Source organism: Streptococcus sp. 32226D021BW (assembly GCF_053545015.1).
This window is the reverse complement of sequence record NZ_JBPPVC010000005.1, coordinates 63,964-90,233: the sequence shown is the minus strand read 5'-3', so window position 1 is coordinate 90,233 and position 26,270 is coordinate 63,964. Positions and strand designations below refer to the sequence as shown.

At 40.0% G+C, this 26,270-nt stretch carries 27 protein-coding genes; 17 read left to right on the top strand and 10 right to left on the bottom strand.

Features of this window, described 5'->3' with window-relative positions; genetic code table 11:
• The 8 genes from ACEE44_RS04735 to ACEE44_RS04700 all read left to right on the top strand — a co-directional run bounded on the left by ACEE44_RS04735 (nucleotide 1) and on the right by ACEE44_RS04700 (nucleotide 8,053).
• Nucleotides 1-1,104: a prephenate dehydrogenase gene (locus ACEE44_RS04735; RefSeq protein WP_449171436.1), complete on the top strand. Its 1,104-nt coding sequence runs from the start codon at nucleotides 1-3 to the stop codon at nucleotides 1,102-1,104.
• Between the two features lie 12 nt (nucleotides 1,105-1,116).
• On the top strand, nucleotides 1,117-1,455 hold the full coding sequence (locus ACEE44_RS04730) for a YlbF/YmcA family competence regulator (RefSeq protein WP_449171435.1): 339 nt from the start codon (nucleotides 1,117-1,119) through the stop codon (nucleotides 1,453-1,455).
• Nucleotides 1,456-1,682: 227 nt separating this feature from the next.
• Nucleotides 1,683-2,831: an N-acetylglucosamine-6-phosphate deacetylase gene (gene nagA, locus ACEE44_RS04725; RefSeq protein WP_449171434.1), complete on the top strand. Its 1,149-nt coding sequence runs from the start codon at nucleotides 1,683-1,685 to the stop codon at nucleotides 2,829-2,831.
• A gap of 76 nt (nucleotides 2,832-2,907) precedes the next feature.
• The gene (lacD, locus tag ACEE44_RS04720) at nucleotides 2,908-3,909 is read left to right on the top strand and encodes a tagatose-bisphosphate aldolase (RefSeq protein ID WP_449171433.1); all 1,002 of its coding nucleotides are present in this window, start codon (nucleotides 2,908-2,910) and stop codon (nucleotides 3,907-3,909) included.
• Between the two features lie 435 nt (nucleotides 3,910-4,344).
• Nucleotides 4,345-5,304, top strand: coding sequence for an ABC transporter substrate-binding protein (locus ACEE44_RS04715; protein WP_449171432.1), 960 nt, complete (start codon nucleotides 4,345-4,347; stop codon nucleotides 5,302-5,304).
• A 21-nt stretch (nucleotides 5,305-5,325) separates the two neighbouring features.
• Nucleotides 5,326-6,300 carry an ABC transporter substrate binding protein gene (locus ACEE44_RS04710; protein WP_449171431.1) on the top strand — a complete coding sequence of 325 codons (975 nt, stop codon included), beginning with the start codon at nucleotides 5,326-5,328 and terminating at the stop codon, nucleotides 6,298-6,300.
• Nucleotides 6,301-6,349: 49 nt separating this feature from the next.
• Entirely contained in the window at nucleotides 6,350-7,243 is an 894-nt protein-coding gene (locus tag ACEE44_RS04705; protein WP_105145274.1) for an ABC transporter permease, read from the top strand.
• Between the two features lie 9 nt (nucleotides 7,244-7,252).
• Nucleotides 7,253-8,053, top strand: a complete 801-nt coding sequence (locus tag ACEE44_RS04700) for an ABC transporter ATP-binding protein (RefSeq protein ID WP_449171430.1) — start codon at nucleotides 7,253-7,255, stop codon at nucleotides 8,051-8,053.
• A 43-nt stretch (nucleotides 8,054-8,096) separates the two neighbouring features.
• Here the strand turns inward: ACEE44_RS04700 and aroB are convergent, their stop codons facing one another.
• Genes aroB through ACEE44_RS04680 form a run of 4 tightly spaced genes read right to left on the bottom strand, consistent with a single transcriptional unit; the run spans nucleotide 8,097 to nucleotide 12,152 of the window.
• On the bottom strand, nucleotides 8,097-9,164 hold the full coding sequence (gene aroB / locus ACEE44_RS04695) for a 3-dehydroquinate synthase (protein ID WP_449171429.1): 1,068 nt from the start codon (nucleotides 9,162-9,164) through the stop codon (nucleotides 8,097-8,099).
• 12 nt (nucleotides 9,165-9,176) lie between these two features.
• The gene (locus ACEE44_RS04690) at nucleotides 9,177-10,046 is read right to left on the bottom strand and encodes a shikimate dehydrogenase (RefSeq protein ID WP_449171428.1); all 870 of its coding nucleotides are present in this window, start codon (nucleotides 10,044-10,046) and stop codon (nucleotides 9,177-9,179) included.
• A 48-nt stretch (nucleotides 10,047-10,094) separates the two neighbouring features.
• Complete coding sequence (locus tag ACEE44_RS04685) at nucleotides 10,095-11,120, bottom strand: 3-deoxy-7-phosphoheptulonate synthase (RefSeq protein ID WP_332412638.1); 1,026 nt, start codon at nucleotides 11,118-11,120, stop codon at nucleotides 10,095-10,097.
• 9 nt (nucleotides 11,121-11,129) lie between these two features.
• Nucleotides 11,130-12,152: a 3-deoxy-7-phosphoheptulonate synthase gene (locus tag ACEE44_RS04680; RefSeq protein ID WP_449171466.1), complete on the bottom strand. Its 1,023-nt coding sequence runs from the start codon at nucleotides 12,150-12,152 to the stop codon at nucleotides 11,130-11,132.
• A 229-nt stretch (nucleotides 12,153-12,381) separates the two neighbouring features.
• On the opposite strand from ACEE44_RS04680, the gene aroA reads away from it, so the two are divergent.
• The 8 genes from aroA (at nucleotide 12,382) to msr(D) (ending at nucleotide 21,506) form a co-directional block, all read left to right on the top strand.
• On the top strand, nucleotides 12,382-13,662 hold the full coding sequence (gene aroA / locus ACEE44_RS04675) for a 3-phosphoshikimate 1-carboxyvinyltransferase (RefSeq protein ID WP_449171427.1): 1,281 nt from the start codon (nucleotides 12,382-12,384) through the stop codon (nucleotides 13,660-13,662).
• Between the two features lie 8 nt (nucleotides 13,663-13,670).
• Complete coding sequence (locus ACEE44_RS04670; RefSeq protein WP_449171426.1) at nucleotides 13,671-14,162, top strand: shikimate kinase; 492 nt, start codon at nucleotides 13,671-13,673, stop codon at nucleotides 14,160-14,162.
• Entirely contained in the window at nucleotides 14,153-14,980 is an 828-nt protein-coding gene (gene pheA, locus ACEE44_RS04665; protein ID WP_449171425.1) for a prephenate dehydratase, read from the top strand. The genes ACEE44_RS04670 and pheA overlap by 10 nt, the downstream gene beginning before the upstream one ends.
• Before the next feature lie 15 nt (nucleotides 14,981-14,995).
• Nucleotides 14,996-16,321 (top strand): LCP family protein, encoded by a 1,326-nt coding sequence (locus tag ACEE44_RS04660; protein WP_449171424.1) that lies wholly within the window; start codon nucleotides 14,996-14,998, stop codon nucleotides 16,319-16,321.
• Nucleotides 16,322-16,386: 65 nt separating this feature from the next.
• Nucleotides 16,387-17,742, top strand: a complete 1,356-nt coding sequence (gene rlmD / locus ACEE44_RS04655) for a 23S rRNA (uracil(1939)-C(5))-methyltransferase RlmD (RefSeq protein WP_449171423.1) — start codon at nucleotides 16,387-16,389, stop codon at nucleotides 17,740-17,742.
• 390 nt (nucleotides 17,743-18,132) lie between these two features.
• Nucleotides 18,133-18,303 carry a hypothetical protein gene (locus ACEE44_RS04650; protein ID WP_002941306.1) on the top strand — a complete coding sequence of 57 codons (171 nt, stop codon included), beginning with the start codon at nucleotides 18,133-18,135 and terminating at the stop codon, nucleotides 18,301-18,303.
• Nucleotides 18,304-18,705: 402 nt separating this feature from the next.
• A complete protein-coding gene (gene mef(A), locus ACEE44_RS04645; RefSeq protein WP_018374806.1) occupies nucleotides 18,706-19,923 on the top strand; it encodes a macrolide efflux MFS transporter Mef(A) in 1,218 nt (405 codons plus the stop codon).
• 119 nt (nucleotides 19,924-20,042) lie between these two features.
• The gene (msr(D), locus tag ACEE44_RS04640) at nucleotides 20,043-21,506 is read left to right on the top strand and encodes an ABC-F type ribosomal protection protein Msr(D) (protein ID WP_044679108.1); all 1,464 of its coding nucleotides are present in this window, start codon (nucleotides 20,043-20,045) and stop codon (nucleotides 21,504-21,506) included.
• Between the two features lie 117 nt (nucleotides 21,507-21,623).
• Here the strand turns inward: msr(D) and ACEE44_RS04635 are convergent, their stop codons facing one another.
• Genes ACEE44_RS04635 through ACEE44_RS04610 form a run of 6 tightly spaced genes read right to left on the bottom strand, consistent with a single transcriptional unit; the run spans nucleotide 21,624 to nucleotide 24,732 of the window.
• A complete protein-coding gene (locus ACEE44_RS04635; RefSeq protein WP_001072466.1) occupies nucleotides 21,624-21,923 on the bottom strand; it encodes a DUF5960 family protein in 300 nt (99 codons plus the stop codon).
• Entirely contained in the window at nucleotides 21,910-22,278 is a 369-nt protein-coding gene (locus ACEE44_RS04630; protein WP_074414515.1) for a hypothetical protein, read from the bottom strand. The genes ACEE44_RS04635 and ACEE44_RS04630 overlap by 14 nt, the downstream gene beginning before the upstream one ends.
• Entirely contained in the window at nucleotides 22,275-23,690 is a 1,416-nt protein-coding gene (locus ACEE44_RS04625) for a Y-family DNA polymerase (protein ID WP_449171422.1), read from the bottom strand. The genes ACEE44_RS04630 and ACEE44_RS04625 overlap by 4 nt, the downstream gene beginning before the upstream one ends.
• Nucleotides 23,691-23,694: 4 nt before the next feature.
• Complete coding sequence (locus tag ACEE44_RS04620; protein ID WP_260619457.1) at nucleotides 23,695-23,823, bottom strand: hypothetical protein; 129 nt, start codon at nucleotides 23,821-23,823, stop codon at nucleotides 23,695-23,697.
• Entirely contained in the window at nucleotides 23,813-24,040 is a 228-nt protein-coding gene (locus ACEE44_RS04615; protein ID WP_449171421.1) for a hypothetical protein, read from the bottom strand. The genes ACEE44_RS04620 and ACEE44_RS04615 overlap by 11 nt, the downstream gene beginning before the upstream one ends.
• Before the next feature lie 2 nt (nucleotides 24,041-24,042).
• Nucleotides 24,043-24,732 carry an XRE family transcriptional regulator gene (locus tag ACEE44_RS04610; RefSeq protein ID WP_449171420.1) on the bottom strand — a complete coding sequence of 230 codons (690 nt, stop codon included), beginning with the start codon at nucleotides 24,730-24,732 and terminating at the stop codon, nucleotides 24,043-24,045.
• A gap of 232 nt (nucleotides 24,733-24,964) precedes the next feature.
• On the opposite strand from ACEE44_RS04610, the gene ACEE44_RS04605 reads away from it, so the two are divergent.
• Nucleotides 24,965-26,251: a DNA cytosine methyltransferase gene (locus tag ACEE44_RS04605; RefSeq protein ID WP_449171419.1), complete on the top strand. Its 1,287-nt coding sequence runs from the start codon at nucleotides 24,965-24,967 to the stop codon at nucleotides 26,249-26,251.
• Nucleotides 26,252-26,270: the final 19 nt, after the last annotated feature.

Below are 26,270 nucleotides of genomic sequence, written 5' to 3'. Positions count from 1 at the left end.
ATGAAAAAAACTATTTTGATAGTAGGTCTAGGACTGATTGGAAGTTCTCTAGCCCTCTGTATCCGCAAACAACATCCAGACTATTATCTTTTAGGTTATGAACCAAATCAAGCATCAGCAAGTATAGCCATGGAAAGACAGATGGTTGATGAGCTATCGGATAATCTAGCTGAACTAGCTGGTCAAGCAGATGTGATACTGCTCTGTGTTCCCATTCAGGTTTCGCTTGACTTGATAGAAGACTTAAGTCACATGAACTTGAAAGAAGGAGTTCTGATTTCAGATGCAGGCTCGACTAAGTCGGCTATTGTAGATGCTGCCGAGAAATTTTTGCTTCCCAAACAAATCAATTTCCTTGGTGGACATCCCATGGCGGGTAGTCACAAGTCTGGTGCTGTTGCAGCAGATATACACTTGTTTGAAAATGCCTATTTTATCATGACTCCCTGTCAGGCTACAATGGCAGATGCTGTACCTAGATTGACAGATTTACTATCTGGAACAGGTGCCCGCTTTGTCCAAATAGATGCTTCAGAACATGATAAAGTAACTAGTCAAATTTCCCATTTTCCACATATCTTAGCATCTAGTCTGATGAACCAGGCTGGTGACTATGCAAAAGAACATCCTTTCACAAACAATTTTGCGGCAGGTGGTTTTCGAGATATGACGCGTATTGCTGAAAGTGAGCCGGGGATGTGGACCAGCATTCTCATGACCAATCCAGAAGCAATTTTGGATCGAATTGAGGAATTTAAAGATCGCTTGAGCCAAATTTCAACAGTTCTAAAGTCTGCTGATAAAGAGGCTATCTGGGAATTTTTTGAAAAAGGACGTCAGACCCGCAAAGCTATGGAAATTCATAAGCGAGCTGGGGTGGATTCCTTCTATGATTTATTCCTTAGCGTTCCCGATGAGGAAGATACGATTTTGAAGGTTTTGGAGGTTCTACGTGGAATTTCTATTGTCAATATCCGAATCAATGAAGAGAACCGTGAAGATATACACGGTATATTACAAATTACGTTTAAAAATAAGGTGAATTTGGAAGAAGCAGCTCAACGTTTGAATGAGCAAATGAATTATCAAATTTACCACGATTAAAGGAGAAAGCTTATGTCAACAAATATCTATGATATCGCAAATGAATTGGAACGTGCTATCCGCAACTTGCCTGAGTATAAGGCTGTAGAGGTGGTTAAGGTATCCGTTGAAGATAATCCAGAGGCAAACGAAATCTTAGAGAGCTATATTTCCTTCCAAAAAGGAATGCAAGAAAAAATTCAAGCTGGTGAGATTCCAACTGAAGATGATCAAAAAACAATGTTGGATTTCAATAAAAAAGTCCAAGCTAATCCAATTTTGGTTGAATATTTTACAAAACAACAACAATTAGCAACATATGTAGCTGATTTGGAGCGTATTATCTTTAAACCATTGAATGAATTATTATAGAATGCAGCCGAAAGGCTGTATTTTTGTGTTCGGAATGCAAAGTTTTTTTTATTGAAATCGACGATGATATTATAGGATTTGATGTTGCTCAATAGAGTCAACAAGCGAGAAAAATCTACAAATCTTTATACTGTGCTTGACATTCAATATTTATTGGTATATACTACAATTAGTATATGGTTATAACCAGTTTGCGAAGATTTTATATTGAATTAAGGAGATAGGCTATGTCTAAGTTTGTACTTGCTAAGTCAATTGTTTTAAAGGATACAGAGGTAGAAAATGCCTATTTGGAAGTAAAGGATGAGGGTACATTCGGACAAATTGTGACAGAGAAGCCAGACGGAGAAATTATTGATTATTCTGACTATCATCTGGCACCAGGTTTGGTGGACACTCATATTCATGGTTATGCATCTCACGATGTTATGGACAATGATTTTGAGGGGATCAAGGTGATTTCAGAAGGACTTTTGTCTTGCGGAGTAACTTCTTGGCTCCCAACAACTTTGACAGATTCCACAGAAAATCTGGATGCCGTCTGTGAAACCATTGGAACTTATGCAGGGCAAGAAACAGGTGCCAAGATTCAGGGAATTTTCTTAGAAGGTCCCTTCTTTACAGAAAAATACAAGGGAGCACAAAATCCCAAGTATATGGGCGATCCATCGATTGAGAAATTGGATAAATGGCACCAGCTTTCCAAAGGCCTGGTCAACAAAATTGCCATTGCGCCAGAACGTGAAGGCGTGGCAGAATTTATCGAATTTGCCAATAGCAAGGCTATTCATACAGCTCTCGCTCATAGTGATGCGACCTATGCGCAAGCAAAGGCAGCTGTTGATGCAGGAGCCAATATTTTTGTCCATGTTTACAATGGTATGAGTGGGCTACATCATCGTGAGCCAGGAATGGTTGGTGCAGCTCTGAACCTAAAAAATGTTTATGCAGAAATGATTTGTGATGGTCACCATGTTCATCCAGCGGCAGCAGAGATCGTTATTAAAGCGCGTGGCGCAGAAGAAACGGTATTAATTACTGACTGTATGCGAGCGGGAGGAATGGGTGAAGGTAATTCACGATTGGGAGAATTTGAAGTCGTTGTCAAAGACGGCACAGCCCGTCTCAAACACAATGGCAGCTTGGCAGGCTCTATCCTCGAATTGATTCAAGCGGTTCAGCATGTGGTTGAATGGGGCTTGGTTTCATTGCCTGATGCCCTTCGAATGGCATCTTTGGCACCAGCTCGTTCCGTAAATATTGACCACATTTGTGGTCAGATTGCAGAAGGAAGGGCAGCAGACTTTATCGTTGTAGATGATGCAGGACGATTGCAAGCAACCTACTTAGACGGTGTGAAACGATTTGAAAATTAGTTAAAGGCTTCTAAAGTGCTTGCTGTACATGCAACAGTAACTTAATTGGTAAATACTATTTTCCAGGAGGAATCTAATGACAAAATTACAACTTTCTCAGGCTAAATTTGACCATATGACGCGCTTGTCAAACAGCGACCAAGTCATTGCGGCCTTGGCTATTGACCAACGTGGTGCATTGAAACGCCTTTTGGCTGCGGCAGCAGGTGGTGGCGAATTTGGTGATGATATTTTGATTGACTTCAAGAAAGTCATCTCAAGCGATTTGACGCCTTATGCAAGCTCCATCCTTTTGGATGCGGAATACGGTGTTCCAGCTTCAGAATTGCGCCATGCCGATTGTGGCTTCATCGCAGCTTATGAAAAAACAGGTTACGATGCTTCTACCCCAGGTCGTTTGCCGGACCTTTTACCAAACTGGTCAGCAAAACGCATCAAAGAATTGGGTGCTGATGCTGTTAAAATCTTGCTCTACTATGATGTGGATGATAAGGCAGAAATCAACGACATCAAACACGCTTGGGTAGAACGTATTGGTAGCGAGTGTATCGCAGAAGATATTCCTTACTTCGTTGAAATCTTGACCTACGATGCTAGCGACATGGATGTAACCTCTCGTGAATACGCAGCCCTCAAACCACACAAGGTCAATGGAGCTATGCGTGAATTCAGCAAGCCACGCTACAATGCAGATGTGCTTAAGGTAGAAGTACCAGTTAACATGAACTTTGTAGAAGGCTACACAGATGAAGAGCCAGTCTATACAGTTGAGGAAGCCAAAGCCTTCTTCAAGGAGCAAACAGACAGCACCCACTTGCCATTCATCTATTTGAGTGCGGGTGTATCAGCTAAACTTTTCCAAGAAACCCTTGTCTTTGCCAAAGAAGCAGGTTCAAGCTTTAATGGTGTTCTTTGTGGACGTGCGACTTGGAAGGATGCAGTAGCAATCTTTGCAAGCGAAGGGGAAGAAGCAGCTAAAGCTTGGTTGGCTGACCAAGGCCGTCGCAATGTAGAAGAACTAAACGAAGTGCTTGCAACAACTGCTCGTCCTTGGACAGAAAAAGTAGAAGTCAAATGATAAATTCAGGAATTGGGCATTGCTCAATTCCTATTTTTCATGAAATTTGTTAAAAAAGTTGAAAAATCTGAAAATTTAAGCAATTTTTATTGACAAATTGTTTCAAATGATTTAAGATAGATGAGAATAAAAATTCATCAGAAAGGAAAACAGAAATGTTACTAATGTGTCAAAATCATTCAGCTAATCATACTTATTTCTACGGCTATTTTAGATAGTGTTTGTAGACATGGTAAACATGGATGCAAACACGGGAACGTAAAGTTTGTATCTATGTGGCTGTAGCTGTTTTGACGTGTGCCCCATAGATGATACATCTAAATGGCACAGTAATTCCTTCTGTTTTCATATACAGTTGAAATATAGGACCGTTTAGAGTGTAGTCTAAGCGGTCCTTTCTTGTTCGTTTTTTATATATAAAAAAGGAGATAAATCATGGGATTTAAAAAAATTATTCTTAGTTCAGTAACATTCTTATCAGCAATTACCTTGGCTGCTTGTAGCTCAAGTTCATCAGACACAGACTCTGTAAATGTTGGTATCATTCAGTATGCCGAACATGAGGCTTTATCTGCGGCCCGTGAAGGTTTTGTGGAAGCCTTGGCAGAAGCAGGCTACAAAGAAGGTGAAAACTTAACAATTGATTTACAAAATTCACAAGGTGATCAAGCCAATTTGCAGACAATGGTTCAAAAGTTAGCTGGTAACAATGACCTCAACTTTGCTATTGCCACTCCAGCGGCACAGGCCATGTTGAATGCAGATGCTGAAACACCTGGTGTCTTCACAGCGGTTACAGATCCGGTAGAAGCTGGCTTGGTGGAATCTTTGGAAACACCAGGGGGAACCTTGACAGGATCAATTGACGCGACTGATGTAGAGGGTCAGATTGACATGTTGCTCAAGGTTGTTCCAACTGCTAAAACTGTCGGCATTTTCTACAATTCTAGCGAGGTAAACTCTGAAGTTCAAGCTGAGCAGGCTAAAAATGCTCTTGAAGCTAAAGGGATTAAGGTAGAAGTGACGACTGTTACTTCGACAAATGATGTTCAGCAAGCCATCACTTCATTGGCGGGAAAAGTGGATGCAATCTACCTTCCAACGGATAACACTGTTGCCTCAACTGCTTCAACTATTGGTGATGTTTTGAAAGAAGCAAAGGTTCCGGCTATGGGTTCTGACGCGGCGGTTATCGATGCAGCACTCTTTACCTACGGTGTTGACTACCATGCGATCGGTGTGCAAGCTGGAGAATTGGCAGTTAAGATTTTGGAAGGAGAAAAGCCTGCTGATTTAGCAGTTGAAAAACCAAACTCAGCAGCGATTACAGTTAACGAAGAAATGGCAAATGCTGTTGGTATCAATGCAGCAACCATAAAATCACTAGAAGAATAAACGGTTAGGAGATTGGATTATATGTATGATAAGCTAGTAAAAAAATTGGCAACTATTTCATTGGCAAGTGTAGCAGCTTTGACACTTGCAGCCTGCGCATCAACATCTGAACAAGCCTCATCTGAAGCGGTTAAAGTTGGTGTCCTTCAGTATATGGAGCATGAGTCATTGACAGCAGCGCGTGAAGGTTTTGTGGCCGAATTGGAAGCAAATGGCTACAAAGAAGGTGAAAAATTGGTCTTGGATTATCAAAATGCCCAAGGTGACCAAGCCAACCTTCAAACGATTTCAGAACAATTGGTAGAGGGAAATGATTTAGTCCTCGCCATTGCAACGCCTTCTGCTCAGAGTTTGGCAACAGTATCAACGGAAACGCCAATTGTTTTTACTGCAGTTACAGATCCGCTTTCGGCTGATTTGGTTGAATCGATTGAGAAACCAGGTGGCTTATTGACAGGTACATCTGACCAGGCTCCGATTGATAAACAAGTTGAATTGCTGGGTCAAGCTGTTCCAGATGCCAAGACAGTTGGTATTCTATACACAACTAGCGAACGGAACTCAGAAGTTCAGGTTGAGCAAGCCGAGGCATTACTAGAAAAAGCTGGTTACAAGGTTGTTGTCAAAGGAATTACTTCTTCAAATGAGGTCCAAGATGCAACTACTAGCTTGATGCAAGATGTAGATGCTGTCTTTGTTCCAACTGATAATACAGTTGCTTCAACCATGACCATGATTGGTGAATTGTCAGTGGAGCATAAGGTTCCTGTCATCGGTGGTTCAACAGATATGGTGGATGAAGGCGGTCTGTTGACCTACGGTACAAACTATGAGGCACTTGGTCGTCAAACTGCCAAAATGGCCATTAAGATTATTGAAGGTGCTAAGGTATCTGAAACAGCTGTAGAATATCCTGAAACAGTTAGCCTTCATGTCAACGAAGAAATGGCTAAGAAATTGGGTATTGATACGGCTAAACTATCTGTAACAGAATAAAAGTGGTAAAATAGAACCTAGTTTATTTTTAGCAAATAAGGAGAAAATTGTGGATATTATTTTATCAAGCATTTCGCAAGGCCTGCTTTGGTCGGTCATGGCGATTGGTGTTTATCTGACATTTCGTATTTTAGATATTGCAGATATGACAGCGGAGGGTTCTTATCCCCTCGGAGCTGCAGTCTGTGCAACTGGGATAGTCAATGGAGTGAATCCCTTGCTTTCAACGTTCTTGGCAATGGTTGCAGGCATGGGAGCAGGTTTGATTTCAGGTTTGCTTCATACAAAACTGAAAATTCCAGCCCTTTTGACAGGTATCGTCACTTTGACAGGTCTTTACTCTATCAACTTGAAAATTTTGGGTAAGGCCAACGTGGCCCTACTAAAACAAGAAACCTTGGTAACGCAATTGCAGGAATTTGGTCTAACCAAAACAAATGCAGTCTTGGTTATCGGTCTTGTCTTTGTACTAGCAGTTGTAGGTCTGCTTACTCTCTTATTGAATACGCAAATTGGTTTGGCTATTCGTTCAACCGGGGACAATATCCCAATGAGTGAGGCTAATGGTATCAACGTTGACAATATGAAAATCTATGGCTACATGATGTCAAACGGTCTGATTGCCCTCTGTGGCGCCTTGTTGACACAAAACAATGGCTATGCGGATTTGAACTCTGGTACAGGTACCATTGTTATCGGTCTGGCCTCTGTTATTATTGCAGAAGTAATTTTACGCAACTTGCGCTTGGGTTGGAGATTGTTATCCGTTGTACTTGGTGCAGTTGTTTACCGATTGATTATCCTTGCGATTTTGGAAATTCCAGGTATGGATGCAGACCTTGTAAAACTCTTCTCAGCCATTCTTTTGGCAACAGTCCTTTATGTGCCAGAATTGCAGAAGAAGCTCAACATTCGTCGACCAAAATTGAACGGAAATGCTTAGGAGGAAGATATGACGACTATTTTATCAATTCAAAATATTCATAAGACCTTCGAAGCAGGGACGGTCAATGAAAACCATGTTCTTCGTGGGTTGAACCTAGATGTAAAAGAAGGGGATTTTATCTCCATTATCGGTGGTAATGGTGCAGGTAAATCGACTTTCATGAACTCTCTGGCAGGTGCTTTGACAGTTGACTCAGGCGATATTTTGCTTGAAGGTAACTCAATCAAGCATGTATCAGCTGCCAAACGCTCTAAGGACATTAGTCGTGTATTCCAAGATCCAAAGATGGGAACAGCTTCTCGCTTGACCATTGAAGAAAACATGGCCATTGCCTACCGTCGTGGTTTGTCTCGTGGACTTGGTTGGGGTGTGAAAGATAGTGAACGTGCTATTTTCAAAGAAGCATTAAAAGAGCTTGGCTTGGGCTTGGAAGACCGTATGAAAGTGGATACGCAGTTCCTATCAGGTGGTCAGCGTCAGGCCTTGACCCTGATGATGGCTTCGCTTGTGAAACCAAAGGTTCTACTTTTGGATGAACATACTGCTGCCCTGGATCCAAAAACCAGCGACATGGTTATGGAATTGACCAAAAAAATTGTGGAAAGCCATCAGTTGACAGCTCTTATGATTACGCACAACATGGAAAATGCCATCGAATATGGAAATCGTTTGGTCATGTTGCACCGTGGTCAGATTGTTGTCGATGTAGCAGGAGAAGAGAAAAAGAACTTGACTGTTCAAAACTTGATGGACCTCTTCTACAAAAACAGCGGTGAAAAGCTAACTGACGATGAGATGATTTTATAAAAAATAAGACTACTGATTTCATGCAAATCAGTAGTCTTTTTTCTTATGGTTGTAAAAATTCTAGCATTTCTTCCATCGGGATTTGATGGATGGCTGCTTGACCTAATTGTGGAACGATGACTAGTTTGATGGACTTACCACGTGCTTTTTTATCTCGTGTTAAGGCAGCGTATAGTTCATCTACATTCCAAGGTTGGTGTGCAGTTGGCAAGCCGAACTTTTCGCACATGGCGATGATTTTTTCAGTGATACCAGATGGCATGAGTCCTTTTTTCTCAGCTACACGTGCTATCTGAACCATACCGATGGCAACAGCTTCACCGTGCATGACCTGTCCATAACCTGCAGTCGCTTCAATGGCATGACCAATTGTATGGCCGAAGTTGAGGTAGAGTCTGACACCGTTATCCAGTTCATCTTGTACAACGACCTTGCGTTTGACTTCGCAGGAATGGTAGATGATATAGTCAGCGTGTTCCAAAATGCTCTCGACAGATCCATCTAGTTGGTCTAAGGTTTCCCAAAGTTCCACATCATCTATAAGGCCGTATTTAACCACCTCACCCATTCCTTCAATCAATTCACGTTTGCCAAGGGTATTGAGGGTATCAGGATCAATGAGTACTCCGTCTGGCTGGCAGAAGGTACCTACCATATTTTTGGCAAATGGGGTGTTCACGCCAGTTTTTCCACCGATAGAGGAATCAACCTGGGCTGTCAAGCTGGTTGGAATTTGTAGAAAATGGATGCCACGCATATAGGTTGAGGCAACAAAGCCAGCCAAATCACCAACGACACCACCACCGAGGGCGATAATGCCGTCACTTCGGGTCATGCCATGCTGTACGAGAAATTCGTAGGCTTGATTGACAGTGTCAAGATTTTTTGAAGCTTCGCCTTCTGGAAAGCCAAAGACAATGGTTTCAAAACCGGCCGCTTCCAGACTAGATTGAACAGTTTCAGCATAGAGTGAGCCGACGTGGTCATCTGTGATGATGGCGATTTTCTGAGGTTTCCAGAGCCCTTTGACCCAGGAACCTGCCTGTGCTAAACTTCCTCTTTCGATGAGGATATCGTAGGGATTGTTGGGAAGATTGACAGTAAGTTTCATACGGTTTCCTCTCTAATTGATGTCGTATTTCTGGACTAATTGGTCCCAAATCAAGTCAGTCGGCATTTCCTTTTCAGTCCAGGATTGGAAGGCCTCGGCTGCTTGAAAGAGCAGCATGCCTAATCCGTTGATGGTTGGATTGCCTTGTGACTGGGCTAGTTTTAATAAGGGTGTTTCAAATGGTTGGTAAATAATGTCCGCAACCAAGAGTTGTTCTGGAAATTCTAGGTTGGCAGGAATGGGAAGAGAAACACCATCCATACCGACACTTGTTCCATTGATCAGCAAGTCTGATTGAGTAATTTCTTTTTGAATTATTTGGCTGTCTTCGTTGGCCAGAACCTGCATAGGAACACCAGTAGTTTGTGCAATAGGTGCTACACTTGTCTGTGTTCGTTCCAGGCTTTGTCGGCGACAGAAAATGGTGATTTCTTTGGCGCCATCCAGAGCAGCCTGGGACATGATAGCAGTAGATGCACCGCCACCTCCTAGGATGGTTAGTCGCTTGTTCTTAACTTGAAAGCCTTTTAGTCTTTCCAAACTCTTGAAAAATCCAATTCCATCGGTATTGTGTCCGATTAGTTTACCGTCTGTGTGAATAACGGTATTAACTGCTCCAATTAAGCGAGCTGATGGTGTTAGGTCATCAAGGTAGGGAATGACGGCTTGTTTGTAAGGCATGGACAGGTTGATACCAAACATGTCATAGCGTTTGATATTGTCAAGAGTGACTGCCAAGTCTTCCTCTGGTATTTCCCAAGCGACGTATACTCCATTTACACCTGTTTCCTTAAAAGCCAGATTATGTATGAAGGGGGAAATAGAGTGCTTGATAGGCTTGGCCACAACAGCTGCTAGACGAGTATATCCATCTATAGTCATAACTTTCCTCCAATTCTAATCTTTCAATGCTAAGGTTTAGTGGGTATTTTACAGGGTCTGGTGGATTTCACGGATAAGTGCTTCCGTTTTGTCCCAGCCTAAACAAGGGTCGGTAATGGATTTCCCAAATACTTCAGGGCTGTCCTGACGGCCGTCTTCCAAGTAGGATTCAATCATGAAGCCGCGAACGTACTTGCGAATGGATTCGTTCCAAGCTCTGTTGATGAGAGTCTGACGGACAATACGGATTTGTTCCAGGTAATTTTTCCCAGAATTATCGTGGTTGGTGTCAATCACGATAAATGGATTGTCTAGCCCAAATTCTTCATACTGTTTGATGGTTTTCAAGAGAATATCGTAATAGTAGTTTGGCTCATAAGTACCTTGTTCGGTCGAGGCACCGCGTAAAATAGCATGGGCAAGTGGATTGCCGTCTGTATCGACTTCGGCATCACGATAGATAAAGTTTTGTTTGTTTTGGGCGGCGTAGATACCGTTGAACATGACTTTAAGATTGCCAGAAGTAGGGTTTTTCATACCCGTCGGCATATCAATACCGGAGGCTACAAAACGGTGCTCTTGATCTTCAACAGAGCGGGCTCCGATAGCGTGATAGGACACTAAATCTTCCACTAGTGGATAGTTGGCAGAGTAGAGCATCTCGTCGGCTGTTGTTAGACCTGTTTCTGTGATGACACGGTAGTGCAGATTGCGAACAGCGGCGATGCCATTGATAAGGTCTGGTAATTTAGATGTATCTGGCTGATGAACCAGGCCCTTATAGCCTTCTCCGTTAGTGCGTGGTTTGGCGGTATAAACCCGCATGACCATGAAGATTTTATCTTTGACTTCATCTTGAAGCTTGGATAAGCGATTGGCGTATTCTAAAACTGCTTCTTCATTGTCAGAAGAACACGGACCAATGACCAAGAGCAGGCGGTCATCTTCACCACGGATGATGCCTTTTAATTCTTCATCACGTTGGTTTTTAGCGGCTAAAAATTCACCTTCTAACTTGGAGAGTTCTTTTACTTTATCAATATCTAGACTGGTGCTGCGTTTGTGAATTCCCATAATCTTTTCCTATCTACTGTGGATTTCTCGGATGAGTTCTTGCGTTTTTTCCCAGCCTAAGCATGGGTCTGTAATGGATTTACCATAAATATCTGGATTATCTTGGCGGCCATCTTCGATGTAGGATTCAATCATGAATCCACGAACATAGTTGCGAATGGATTCATTCCAGTCACGGTTAATCAAGGTTTGGCGTACGATTCGGATTTGCTCCAGATAATTTTTGCCAGAATTATCATGGTTGGTATCGATGATGATAAATGGATTTTTTAAACCAAACTGGTCATAGAGTTCGATGGTTTCCAAGAGATTGTCGTAGTAGTAGTTTGGCAAATACTTCCCATTTTCATTGACTGCACCACGAAGGATAACGTGAGCAAGCGGGTTGCCAGATGTTTCGACCTCTGTATTGTTGAAGAGGAAGGATTGTTTCTTCTGAGCTGCAAAAATACCATTAAACATGACTTTGAGGTTACCGGATGTTGGGTTTTTAAGGCCAGTTGGAACGTCAATACCTGAAGCAACAAAGCGGTGTTGTTGGTTTTCAACAGAACGAGCACCAACGGCAATGTAAGAAACCAAATCGTCAACCAATGGCAGGTTTTCTGGATAAAGCATCTCGTCGGCTGTTGTCAAGCCAGTTTCGGTAATGACGCGATAGTGCAAATTCCGAACAGCCTTGATACCGTTGATGAGGCTAGGAGCGGCATCTGTATCTGGTTGGTGCATGAGTCCTTTATAACCATCACCATTGGTACGTGGCTTAGCAGTGTAGACCCGCATAACCATGAAAATTTTATCTTTGACCTCTTCTTGGAGCTTGGCCAAGCGGTGAGCATAATCCAAAACGGCCTCTTCATTGTCAGAAGAACATGGGCCGATAACCAAGAGAAGTCGGTCATCTTCACCTTTTAGAATCGCTTCAAGTTCGCGGTCACGGGCTTGTTTTTTAGCAAGTGTTTCTGGAGATAATTTAGAATGCTCTCGCACTTGATTGATGTCAATTTTTTCACTGATTGGTGTAAACAATATAGAAGTCCTCTTTCGATTAGTATATTTCTTAATTATAGCATGATTTTTAGGAATTTTAAACTTAAATTAAGGTACATTTGATAAAATCGCAGTGAACTCCGAAAATTCATTCATAAATATTTTATGAGTTTTCTCTATATATTTATTTTAGATATAAATTGCCAAAAAAATCTGAAAATATTCAATAAATATGATAGAATAGGTCTAACACTATTTCGAGGTATGAGTTATGAAATTAAGAACAAATGTTGAAAAATTACAAGGAATAATTCGAGTTCCGGGTGATAAATCAATCAGCCATCGCTCTATCATTTTCGGCTCCCTTGCAAAAGGCGTCACTTGTGTTCATGATATTTTGCGTGGAGAGGATGTATTGTCTACCATGCAGGTCTTTCGTGATTTGGGTGTAAAAATTGAAGATAATGGCGACATTGTAGAAGTACATGGTGTTGGTTTTGAAGGTCTTCAAGCTCCAAAAAATCACTTGGATATGGGCAACTCAGGGACATCTATCCGCTTGATTTCTGGAGTTTTAGCAGGTCAAGACTTTGAAGCGACTATGTTTGGTGATGATTCACTGTCTAAACGTCCTATGGATCGTGTGACTATTCCTCTTAGCCAAATGGGTGTGGAGATTTCAGGACAGACCGATCGAGATTTGCCTCCATTGACAATTAAAGGAACCAAGAATTTACAAGCAATCAACTACCAACTCCCTGTAGCATCGGCCCAAGTCAAGTCTGCTCTGCTATTTGCAGCCTTACAAGCTAAAGGCGAAAGTGTTATCATTGAAAAAGAGTTGACACGCAATCACACGGAAGATATGATTGTTCAGTTTGGTGGTGAGTTGACGGTCAATGGAAAAGAAATCCGTATCCAAGGTGGCCAAGAATTTACAGGTCAAGAGATTACGGTGCCGGGTGATATTTCTAGTGCAGCCTTTTGGTTGGTAGCTGGCTTGATAGTACCAGGTTCAAAAATCGTTCTTGAAAATGTTGGTATCAATGAAACACGTACAGGAATTCTTGACGTTATTAAGGCCATGGGTGGTCAGATGACCTTGTCAGATATTGATGAACTTGCTAAATCTGCTACCATTACGGTGGAAACTTCTGACTTGCAGGGGACGGAAATTGCTGGAGATCTCATTCCACGCTTGATTGATGAGTTGCCGATTATTGCTCTTTTAGCCACTCAGGCCAATGGGACAACGATTATCCGTGATGCTGAAGAATTGAAAGTCAAGGAAACAGACCGTATCCAAGTGGTGGCCGATGCCCTTAATAGCATGGGAGCCAAGATTGAGCCGACAGATGATGGTATGATTATTCATGGTCCGACTGCCTTGCATGGTGCGACTGTTACCACCTTCGGTGACCATCGTATTGGTATGATGACGGCCATTGCGGCCCTTTTGGCTCAGGATGGAGAAGTTGAGTTAGAGAGAGCGGAGGCTATCAATACTAGCTATCCAGCCTTCTTTGATCACTTAAATAGTTTGATAGACTAGGAGAAGAGATGCCAATCGTTTTACTTGGATTTATGGGAGTTGGAAAATCAACCACAGCACGTTTGTTGGATCTCCCTGTTTACGATATGGACCAAATTATTGAAGAACGGATTGGCATGACCATCGCTGATTATTTCAAGCTCGAAGGAGAAGCTGCTTTTCGTAAAGTTGAAACGGAAGTCTTGAAAGAATTATTGGCTTTGCCTGCTGACTGTCTTGTATCGACTGGTGGCGGTGTGGTCAAATCAGAGTTCAATCGTCAGTTATTATTAGAAAATAAGGCTAATAATGTTCTTTTGACAGCTTCATTTGAGGTTGCCTACGAGCGAATTAGCCAGGATAGTCAATCACACCGCCCGCTTTTTTTGCAGAATAGCAAGGAAGAATTTGAAACTATCTATCAAGAACGCATGGCCCTTTATCAAGGATTGGCAGCTACCATTATCAATACAGACCAACTTACTCCAGAACAAGTAGCAAGGAAGATTCTATGCAAGTAGCATATTTAGGACCACGAGGGTCCTTTACGCATCAGGTTGCGCAACAGGCCTTTCCGAATGCTGATTTGCAGGCATTTGGAACTATAACAGAAGTGATTAAAGCCTATGAAACAGGGCAGGTTGTCTATTCTGTTATTCCAGTTGAAAACTCTATTGAGGGTAGTGTCCACGAGACTATTGATTACCTATTTCATCAGGCGGAAATTCATGCAGTAGCCGAAATTGTTCAGCCTATTGCCCAGCAATTACTAGCGACAGCACCTCATAAGGAAATTGAGGTCATTTATTCTCATCCCCAGGCTATTGCACAAGGGAAGAAATACCTACTTGAACATTTTCCAAATGCTCGGATTGAAGTGACAGCTAGTACTGCCTATGCAGCTCGGTATGTGGCTGAGCATCCAGACCAGCCTTTTGCGGCCATTGCCCCACTGGCTGCTGCTGAGGAATATAGCTTGCAAGTCATTGCCAAGGATATTCAGGAAATGAGTGAGAATTTTACACGATTTTGGATTTTGGGGAATGAAATTCCAGAGATTGGCCTTCAGAAAGTGACTAAAAAGGTTAGTTTGGCCTTGACTTTGCCTGATAATTTACCAGGAGCTTTATATAAAGCTATGTCAGTTTTTTCTTGGAGAGGAATTAGTCTGACAAAAATTGAAAGTAGGCCCTTAAAAACAGCCTTGGGAGAGTATTTTTTTATACTGGACCTTGAAAATCAATCTGAGGACCTATTGTCCTACTCCCTTGAAGAATTGACGAGTTTGGGAATATCATGTAAAATACTAGGTAATTATCAAGTGTACCTAGCTAGTTAGGATAAAGATGAACGTATGACGAAAAACAAAGGAATCTTAACCCATCATGAAGAGTTGCGGTTGGATTATTTACAGAAAAATATTCATTATTTAAATGATAGAGAGCGACAGGAGTTGGATTATCTTCTTTACAAGAAGGAACTCCGTATTCGACATGGGATACCGAAAAAGCAAGTGAATGATGAAAGTCCTGTGTTTTCTGAGGACTTTGTAGGTGATGACTGGTCTGAGGAAGTTGCTAAGGCAGATGATGACCTTCTTCCAGCCTATCCGGATACTAGGTCCAGAAGAAGTAGAAGAAAAAAGCAGATTAGTGAGAGAGCAGAATTAGTGGACTATGTCCCTAAAATGCCACTGAAACCAAAGAAAAAAAAGAAATGGGGAGTAAAGCGGATTTTCAGGCTCCTAGCCGTAGTCCTTTTATTATTTGTTTTTGCTTTGGGCTTTAGTTTCATTAAGGGCCTGAATAGTGTGAGTGAGCAGCCTACTGCTGAAGTATTTAACGGGGTCAGTTCTGCTAATGGTACCAATATTTTGATTTTGGGTACGGATGGACGTGCAGGTGAAAGCACGGACGAAATACGGACAGATACCATTATGGTCTTAAATATCAATAATGCAGATAATAAGGTCAAACTGGTTAGTTTTATGCGGGATACCTTGGTCGATATTGAGGGTTATGAGTATAAATTGAATACCGCCTATACCCTTGGAGTGCAGGATAATCAGCAGGGAGCTGAAGAAGTTCGTAAGGCTTTGAAAAACAATTTTGATATTGATATTGACTATTATGCTATGGTTGATTTTGCGACTTTTGCGACAACAATTGATACACTCTTTCCAGAGGGTGTGACTATTGATGCACAATTTTCAACCATAGATGGAGAAACGGTTAGCTCGGTGGAAGTGCCAAATGATTTGCAATTGGAGGAAAATGCACCCCCATATCAAACCATTCAGGTTGGTGTTCAACAAATGGATGGTAAAACCTTGCTTAACTACGCGCGTTATCGTTCAGATGATGAGGGGGATTTCGGTCGTACCAAGCGTCAGCAACAAGTCTTGTCGGCTGTCATGACCCAGGCTAAAAATCCTATGAAGCTCTTTTCAGGTGCTGAAGCACTTGGTAAAGTAGTGGCGATGACCCCAACAACAGTTCCCCAGGCCTTCATGCTCTTTCATGGACCGGGAGTTGTTATGGATGCAGCTAATGGCATCGAACGCATCACCATTCCTGAAAATGGGGATTGGATTGACGATTATGATATGTATGGTGGCATGGCCCTGCGAGTTGATTTTGAAAAGTACCAACAGCGCTTAACTGATTTGGGCTTACGATAAAAAATGTGATATACTAGAGAGTGACTTCGGTCACTTTTTTAGTGTCCAAAATAGAAAGTAGTACTATGTTAAAGAAAAATGATGTTGTTGAAGTAGAAATTGTAGACCTAACTCATGAGGGGCAGGGGGTTGCCAAGTTGGATGGTTTTGTCTTTTTTGTGGACAATGCACTGCCAGGTGAGAAAGTGTCTATGCGTGTTTTGAAGCTTAAGAAAAATATTGGTTTTGGTAAGGTGGAAGAATGGCAGAGCTACTCACCAGACCGCAACCAAGACCTAGATTTGACCTATCTAAGAACGGGTATTGCAGACCTGGGGCATTTGAACTACCCAGCCCAGCTTAAATTTAAGAAAAAGCAAGTTGAAAATAGTCTGCGCAAAATTGCGGGCATTTCAGAAATTGTAGTCGAAAGTACTCTCGGTATGGATAGTCCTCTTGCCTATCGTAATAAGGCAGCGGTTCCTGTTCGCCGTGTCAATGGTCAGTTGGAAACGGGCTTTTTCCGTAAAAATTCGCATGATTTAGTACCGATTGAAGATTTTTATATTCAAGATAAGGAAATTGATAGCTTGATTTTGTCTACTCGTGATCTCTTACGGAAATTGGATTTGAAGCCTTACGATGAAAAGGAACAGACAGGACTTGTTCGAAATATTGTTGTTCGTCGTGGTCATTATTCAGGCCAATTGATGTTGATTTTGGTTACAACTCGACCAAAAATTTTCCGTGTTGAAACCTTGATTGAACGGTTGATAAGTCAGTTTCCAAATCTAGTTTCTATTATTCAGAACATCAATGATCAGAATACCAATGCGATATTTGGTCAAGAATTCTGTCTTTTGCATGGCAGTGAAACCATTGTAGACAGCATGTTGGACAATGAATTTGAGATTTCTGCACCGTCTTTCTATCAAGTCAATACAGAAATGGCCGAAAAACTCTATCAGACAGCTATCGATTTTGCAGATTTGTCAGCAGATGATGTCGTAATTGATGCCTATTCTGGAATTGGAACCATTGGACTGTCCTTTGCCAAACAGGTCAAGCATATTTATGGTGTGGAAGTCGTTGAGAAGGCTGTCCTTGACAGTCAGAAGAATGCTGTTCGAAATGGAATTGACAATGTGACTTATGTCTGCGATAGTGCGGAGTCTGCTATGCAACAATGGGTATCTGACGGAATTAAGCCAACGGTGATTTTTGTCGATCCGCCAAGAAAAGGTTTGACTGAGAGCTTTATCAAGGCAAGTAGCTCTGTAGAGCCTGAGAAAATTGTCTATATATCATGTAACGTCGCTACCATGGCGCGTGATATTAAGCTTTATGAGGAATTGGGGTATAAACTGACTAAGGTACGGCCGGTGGATCTTTTTCCGAATACGCATCACATCGAGTGTGTTGCTCTGCTCGTAAAAGCCTAGATACCTTGGAACGAAAGGGATAATGAAAGCCTTGATTGCAAGGCTTTTTGCTTTATGGTGGGTAAGTATCAGAGTGAGAAAATTTTTGGAATGAGTAGAAGTGATAGCTAGAAATTATCAGTTTCTATTTCCATTTACCCTGTGGGTACGTGTTTGTTTCCATTGACAAGGAGTTTGTGGGAATAGAAATGTACCCACCTTGTTTGAATCAAGTGAAGTGTAGTTGAAGGAAATCTGTTGAAAGCAATACTTCATTTTACCGAATAAGTAATAATTTAGGCGACTTCAAATCGATTAAAAAAAACTATTTTAAAGGTTAAGAGTAGACAAAAATTGTCCACTCTTTTTTGTAAACTCAATTTATCAATAAATGAAATGAGGGAATGTAAAATGAAATATTTTGAGGTTGAGTTAGAAAATCCTGATGAATTTTTAAAACTACAAACAGAAGATTTTGTGAAAGCTAATCGCTTGCTACTAAGGAAGATAATCCAGAGCGTTACAGTCTATGAAGAACACTTCGTCATATCCTTTAAATCTGGCATCGAATTGGAAGTATGAGACTCATTCCATAACTTTTATATTGAACATATCATCTTGTTGTGTTATACTATAAATTGATATAAACAAAGATGTAGGAGGAACCGAAACTATGACAGCCTCAATGCGTTTAAGATAAGCTGGCAATAAAAAAAGCAGAATCTATACCCGATGATAGGCTTTTTTGTTGTGCTTATTTATACGATATTGAGCATTCATTAGTTACGGTGAGGATATTGGTTATTTAACTATACCTTTATTTAACTATACCTTTATTTAACTATGTCTTTAATATGAATGTTTCCAAATTGTATGTATGCAGACCAAAAGCCACATTGTGGATTTAGGCCTGAATTTTTTTATTGCCTATAATGCTATTCAAAATAGAAATTTAAGCAAAATAATATGCAGGAGATAATATAAATGGAAAAATACAACAATTGGAAACTTAAGTTTTATACAATATGGGCAGGGCAAGCAGTATCATTAATCACTAGTGCCATCTTGCAAATGGCGATTATTTTTTACCTTACAGAAAAAACTGGATCCGCGATGGTCTTGTCTATGGCTTCACTATTAGGTTTTTTACCCTATGCGGTCTTTGGACCTGCAATTGGTGTGCTAGTGGATCGTCATGATAGGAAGAAGATAATGATTGGTGCTGATTTAATTATCGCAGCAGCTGGTTCGGTGCTTACTATTGTTGCATTCTATATGGAGCTACCTGTCTGGATGGTTATGATAGTATTGTTTATCCGTAGCATTGGAACAGCTTTTCACACCCCGGCTCTCAATGCGGTTACGCCACTTTTAGTACCAGAAGAACAGCTTACGAAATGTGCAGGCTATAGTCAGTCTTTGCAGTCTATAAGCTATATTGTTAGTCCGGCGGTTGCAGCACTCTTATACTCCGTTTGGGAACTAAATGCTATTATTGCCATCGATGTATTGGGTGCTGTGATTGCATCTATTACGGTAGCAATTGTACGTATTCCTAAGCTGGGTGATCGCGTGCAAAGTTTGGACCCAAATTTCATAAGAGAAATGAAAGAAGGAATGGCTGTACTACGGCAAAATAAAGGATTATTTGCTTTATTACTCGTTGGAACATTATATATGTTTGTTTATATGCCAATTAATGCACTATTCCCTTTAATTAGCATGGATTACTTTAATGGAACACCTGTGCATATTTCTATTACGGAAATTTCCTTTGCATCTGGAATGTTGATAGGGGGTCTATTATTAGGGTTATTTGGGAATTACCAAAAGCGAATCTTATTAATAACGGCATCCATTTTTATGATGGGGATAAGCTTAACCATTTCAGGATTACTTCCCCAAAGTGGATTTTTCATTTTTGTAGTCTGCTGTGCAATAATGGGGCTTTCTGTTCCGTTTTACAGCGGTGTGCAAACAGCTCTTTTTCAGGAGAAAATTAAGCCTGAATATTTAGGACGTGTATTTTCTTTAACTGGAAGTATCATGTCTCTTGCTATGCCAATTGGATTAATTCTTTCTGCACTCTTTGCTGATAGAATCGGTGTAAATCATTGGTTTTTACTATCAGGTATTTTAATTATTTGCATTGCAATAGTTTGCCCAATGATAAATGAGATTAGAAAATTAGATTTAAAATAAACAATATTGGAGGGATATTTATGTATCTTATTTTCATGTAATTCTTCCTGCTAAAATCGCAGGGTTTTTCCTGCGTACAAGCAAATGAAAGCATGCGATTATAGACAGGAGGAAATGTTATGGAATTAATATTAAAAGCAAAAGACATTCGTGTGGAATTCAAAGGACACGATGTTTTAGATATAAATGAATTAGAAGTATATGATTATGACCGTATTGGTTTAGTAGGAGCAAATGGTGCAGGAAAAAGCACATTATTCAAGGTACTTTTAGGAGAATTAATTCCCCCAGGATGTAAAATGAATCATCTGGGTGAACTTGCCTATATTCCCCAGTTGGACGAAGTAACTCTGCAGGAGGAAAAAGATTTTGCGCTTGTAGGCAAGCTAGGTGTTGAGCAATTAAATATACAGACCATGAGCGGTGGTGAAGAAACAAGGCTTAAAATAGCACAGGCCTTATCGGCACAGGTTCATGGTATTTTAGCGGATGAACCTACGAGCCATTTAGACCGTGAAGGAATTGATTTTCTAATAGGACAGCTAAAATATTTTACAGGTGCACTGTTAGTTATTAGCCATGACCGCTATTTTCTTGATGAAATAGTAGATAAAATATGGGAACTGAAAGATGGCAAAATCACTGAGTATTGGGGAAACTATTCTGATTATCTTCGTCAGAAAGAGGAAGAACGTAAGAGACAAGCTGCAGAATACGAACAATTTATTGCGGAACGTGCTCGATTGGAAAGGGCTGCGGAGGAAAAGCGAAAACAGGCTCGTAAAATAGAACAGAAGGCAAAAGGTTCTTCAAAGAAAAAAAGTACTGAAGGCGGAGGGCGTTTAGCTCATCAAAAATCAATAGGAAGTAAGGAAAAAAAGATGCATAATGCCGCTAAATCCCTAGAGAACAGGATTGCGGCATTAGGAAAAGTAGAAGCTCCGGAAGGCATTCGCAGAATTCGTTTCAGGCAAAGTAAAGCATTGGAGCTCCATAATCCATACCCTATAGTCGGTGCGGAAATTAATAAAGTATTTGGGGATAAGGCACTGTTTGAAAATGCATCTTTTCAAATTCCGCTAGGAGCAAAAGTGGCATTAACGGGTGGTAATGGAACCGGAAAAACAACTTTAATCCAAATGATCTTAAACCATGAAGAAGGAATTTCTATTTCACCTAAGGCAAAAATAGGTTACTTTGCACAGAATGGTTACAAGTACAACAGTAATCAGAATGTTATGGAGTTTATGCAGAAGGATTGTGATTACAATATATCAGAAATTCGTTCTGTGCTAGCATCTATGGGGTTCAAACAGAACGATATTGGAAAAAGCTTATCTGTTTTAAGCGGTGGAGAAATTATAAAATTGTTGCTTGCTAAAATGCTCATGGGTAGATATAACATCCTAATAATGGATGAACCCAGTAACTTCCTTGACATACCAAGTTTAGAGGCTTTGGAAATACTAATGAAGGAGTACACCGGAACTATCGTGTTTATCACCCACGATAAACGATTACTCGAAAATGTAGCTGATGTAGTTTATGAAATTAGAGATAAGAAAATTAAGCTGAAACATTAAATTTTAGGTAGTCGCTGGTCAGTATAGTCTGTTCTGGCTGGCGACTCCATTGTTAAAGAGTATAAAGACTTGAGATTTTATGAAGATTAAAAATAGGAACAGTAAATCGAACTGCTCCTATTTTTCTGCTAAATATGTTGTAGTTTTCTTATATGTATAATGATAGATTAGTGGATTCTCTTCTAAGGTTCTTACTTCAAATATGAAGAAGTGATCGCGGTTATCTCTGGACTTTTCCTTATTGAGGACAAAGTAATTCTTACGTGAAGTCGCCATTGTTTTGAGGATATCATCGGTCAGGAAGGTCAATGGAATATTCATGTTGGAGTAGCGGTAGAAGTCACGTTCAAAATCTTGGTAGCTCTCGCTGTAATAGTCCATTTGCAGGTGATTACGCTGAAATTCAAGCTGATTCATAGAGCACCTCCTCTACAAGTTCAATACTAACAATGTCTTTCAATTTCAAATTAATGTGACCTGTTGTAGTTTTTATCAAAATGAAATCTTTGGTCAGACTTGGTATTGTTCCAGTATAGGAAACTCGATTGTTTTTTTTAACAACATGAATGCGCGTGTTCAGTTGCCCAGCATACACCTGACTGAGGAGTAATAATTTCTTCTCCAGTGACAAATCTGACATATACGTTACTTTGTTTGCATCGTCAGTGAGTGCTGATGTATGCTCAGATAGGAAAAAGCCCATCCATTTTTGCATCTTAGTATCCTGGTACTCTCTTGCTGACTGAAATGGCAAGTATGAACGATCAATCATTTTAATCCCTCCAATCCACCAGCGGAATGACCGCCGATAAGTTTACTACGTTCAATATTTCTGGAACCTTCGGTTAGGACGGTTCCTTTTTGAATAGCTAAAAAGCCAAACTGTTCTCTGACAACATCAATTGCTGTCTGAAGTCTATTTTCTTTTTCAATTTGTTCTACATCATCAAAAAGTGACAGTAGAGTAAAGTTTTCATCTACAAAGCCACCATAAGACACACCGATTTGCCTCACTGCACCAGAGGTGTATTTCTTTCGGAATAATTCAAGTACATGACCAACCATTGTTTTTGGAAGATTTGCTGGGTCAATTTTTTTCTGAGCATTAATTGATTTTTTCATCTCAGTTCTAGAATAGCCAATATGAATAGAAACGACAGTAGCTTTTTTATGTGCCGAGCGAAGACGATTAGCAACTTGATCAGCCATTTCAGCTAATACGATTTCAATTTCTCTTTGGGTTCTATAATCTCGAGGGAGTACTTGTGAGTTACCCAATCCTCGTGATTTTGGTTTATAGGGTTCATGGACATTGCTTTCATCAACTCCATTGGCGTGAAACCAAAGTTGAACACCGACTTTACCGAATTCTTTTTTGAGAATATCAGGATTGAAATTGGCCAGTTCTTTGATTGAATGAATACCAAGTTTGTGTAAATGAATCTCGGTTTTACTACCAATCCCCCAAAAGTCTGTTAATTTTGGAATGGCCCATACCTTGGTTTCTACATCTTCGTATGACCAGTTAGCTCTCATTGTAGCAGTTTTCTTAGCTTCATTATCTAGAGCTAGTTTAGCTAGAAGAGGATTGGAATTGCTCATTCCAACAGTTGAGATAATACCTGTTTTACGGTAAATATCTCTTTGAATCATAGCCGAAACATTATCTAACTTAACTTTCCTTGACATTGACTTATCAGAAATAAAATAAGAAAGTGAGCTTGTCAGGTCAATAAAGCCTTCATCTATCGAATATGGCAGAATATCATCAGGAGCAGCATAGTCTTGAAAGATATGCTGAATCTCTAGATTCTTCTCAATATATCTGTCCATTCGAGGAGGAACGATGAGTGTACGCTTTGCCCAGTGTTCAATAAACGATTTATACTTTGGTGTTACCTCAATTCCCTGTTTCCATGCATTTTGATAGCTGAATTTTCGAGTGTTTATGTCAAATGGCAAGTCGTAGGAACGACCTACATTTGCTTTTCCGAAGACTTTCTTAAACATAGGAGAAGAAGCGAGAATCAATCCTGCCGAGTTGTCTGCACGGCTCATGACACACAGTGATGTGTAGAGCGGATGCAAACCTCTATCCACACATTCTACCGAAGCGTAGAAGGACTTCATATCGAGGAAGGCTATGTCACTTTGAGGTTCAATAGAATAGTCGATATAGCCCATAGGATTATCTCCTTTTAAGTTTTTCTAGCTCTTCGATAAGTTCACCGATGTAGTCAGTGATGTCATATTCAAATTTATCAGGGATGAAGATAATACGTTCGTCTTTGATGTAAATCATTTCTTTAACATTCATTGGTGTTGTCATCCTCCTCGGTCATAGCAATTAAAATAGAATTTTCAATCAAAAATGCGTAAGGATAGATTGTTACGTCATCATTTTGAGGAATAAGAATTTCATCGAATCCTTCATTTTCTAGTCGTTCTTCAAAGTTGTCCATATTGAATATCTCAACTTTACAATCAGGATTGAAACTATATGTTCCAAGTTCTAAAATATCTTTTAATTTCATGACTAAACTCCCTCGACAGGCATAAAATGTCCTACAACTAGACCGACAATTCTTGGTTCATCCTCATAAGGGATGAACTTCTCAGGATAGTCCTTATTCAGGGAAACCATTCTAAATCCATCCTCATCACGGTAGAGCTTTTTGATATAAACAGAGTCATTCCATGATAATGCATAGACAGCTCCATCATAGTCGAATCCGTTTGAACGAATTAGTGCGACTTCACCACTCTTATAGACAGGCTCCATAGAGTCTCCCTCAATCCAAGCAGCAATGTCGTAACCGTATTGTTCCTCATCAGAGTAGACTGTCTCAGTTTCAAACTCGTCAAAGAAACCTTCTCCTAGACCAGCTGAAAGAGCAACATCTGATAAGACTGAAACGGAATAAAGATGAACTACTTTATCAGATTGTTGAGATTGCAGTAGCTCTTCGACATACACTTCAGCTTTTTGTTGGTTATAGGTCGTTAATTGAAGATAGTTATTGACGATATTGTACTCTGACTCAAAGTAGGTGGTATCAACTTCTAATATTTCAGCAAGTGCCACTAAATTTTTTTGATTGGGCTTAGTCTTTCCGTTTTCCCAAAGTGAATAAGCCATTTTACTGACACCAATTTTAGCTGAAATGTCAGTTTGGCTTATTTTTTTTTCAATCCTCTTGACTTTTAGTCTATTGTGTGCGAACATATCTACAAACCTCTATGTAAAGTTATAACTTTACGAATGATTATATCAGTTTTTTTATAATTTGTATACTTTAGTTTCAAATTTTAAAAGTTGCTATTAAGACAAATTATGTAATCTATCACGTAAAACTAGTGAGTGAAATTTCGTGGATGTCGTTATTCACCATGAAATTTGTTATATGTGTTATAATATTAGAGAATTTTTTGGTAAAATTAAAGGATGGAGAAACATTTTGGTAAAAGCGAATACAGGTTATAAGTTATTTGAAACTTTTGTAGGGGCAGGTGGGTCCCATATTGGATTTATGAGGGAGAACTTTGTTTCTGTCTATGTGAATGATTTTGTTGATGAATGTTTAGAGACTCTTGAATATAATAACCCTAACTTAGAGCTAGAAGGAACCATGTTGGATAATACAAGTATTATCGATATTAATCCGAGCCTACTACGTGAAAAGTTAAATCTTGAACAGGGTGAGCTAGATGTATTATTTGGTGGTGTAGTTTGTAAAGGTTTTAGTCTGGCAGGTGAAAAATCTCCAAGTGATGAACGTAATTATTTCTATCACAAGCAGTTAGAGCTTGTTGAAGAGTTTAGACCTAAAATAAGTATCATTGAAAATGTTATAGGTATTCTAAGTGCAAAAGTTTTAAGTAAATCAACTCCTGATTCTGTTAAAGAAAGAGTTGATGTTCTTTGGAAAGAGCTAGAAAACTATAAAGGTAAAAAGGCTAAACTCCGTAAGTCTGATGAGTTAACTCAAGAAGTTCTTGATGAGGGAGATGTATTACGAAAGAGTAAGGAACAGACATTAAAAACTCTTGAGGCCGAGGGATATCTTGTCTCAGTAATGGATGATATTGTAGAGCGATACAATGAATTAGGTTATGATGTTGAGTACCGAATATTAAATTCAGCTTGGTACGGTGCAGCTACTAAACGTGAACGTGTTATTATAGTTGCTACTAAAAAAGATTTGAATCTTGAGTTTGAGTTTCCAAAACCAACACATATGGACGAATCTTTGATGAAAAAAGATTTTCCTATAGAGTATCTGAATTTAAATAAACCAGTAACGGTAAATGATGCTTTAGCAACAATTGACTATACAAACGAGGAAGATATTGATAATGTTCCTATGTCACATGCCGCTAAAACAGTTGAACGATTCAAGTATATACCTGAAGGAGAATCAATAGCTAAACATATTGATAAATTACCGGAAGAACTTAAAATTAGTAAGTTTTATTCAAGAGGTAGTACTATGCGATTGGCTGGAGATAAGCCAAGTCCTACATTGGTTCCAGGCCATAGCAATTTTCCAGTTCATCCAAAGGAACATCGTTCAATTACAGTCCGTGAAGCAGCTGCGATTACAGGGTTCCCTAACAACTATAAATTCTTTGGAACTCATAGTAAAAGATGTGAGCACGTGGGAAATGCTGTGCCTCCACTGTTGGCTCAGGCTATCGCTAAAGAATGCAATAAAACACTGGATAAATTTTATTCTCAAAAATAATATTTAAAAAGGGGCTATT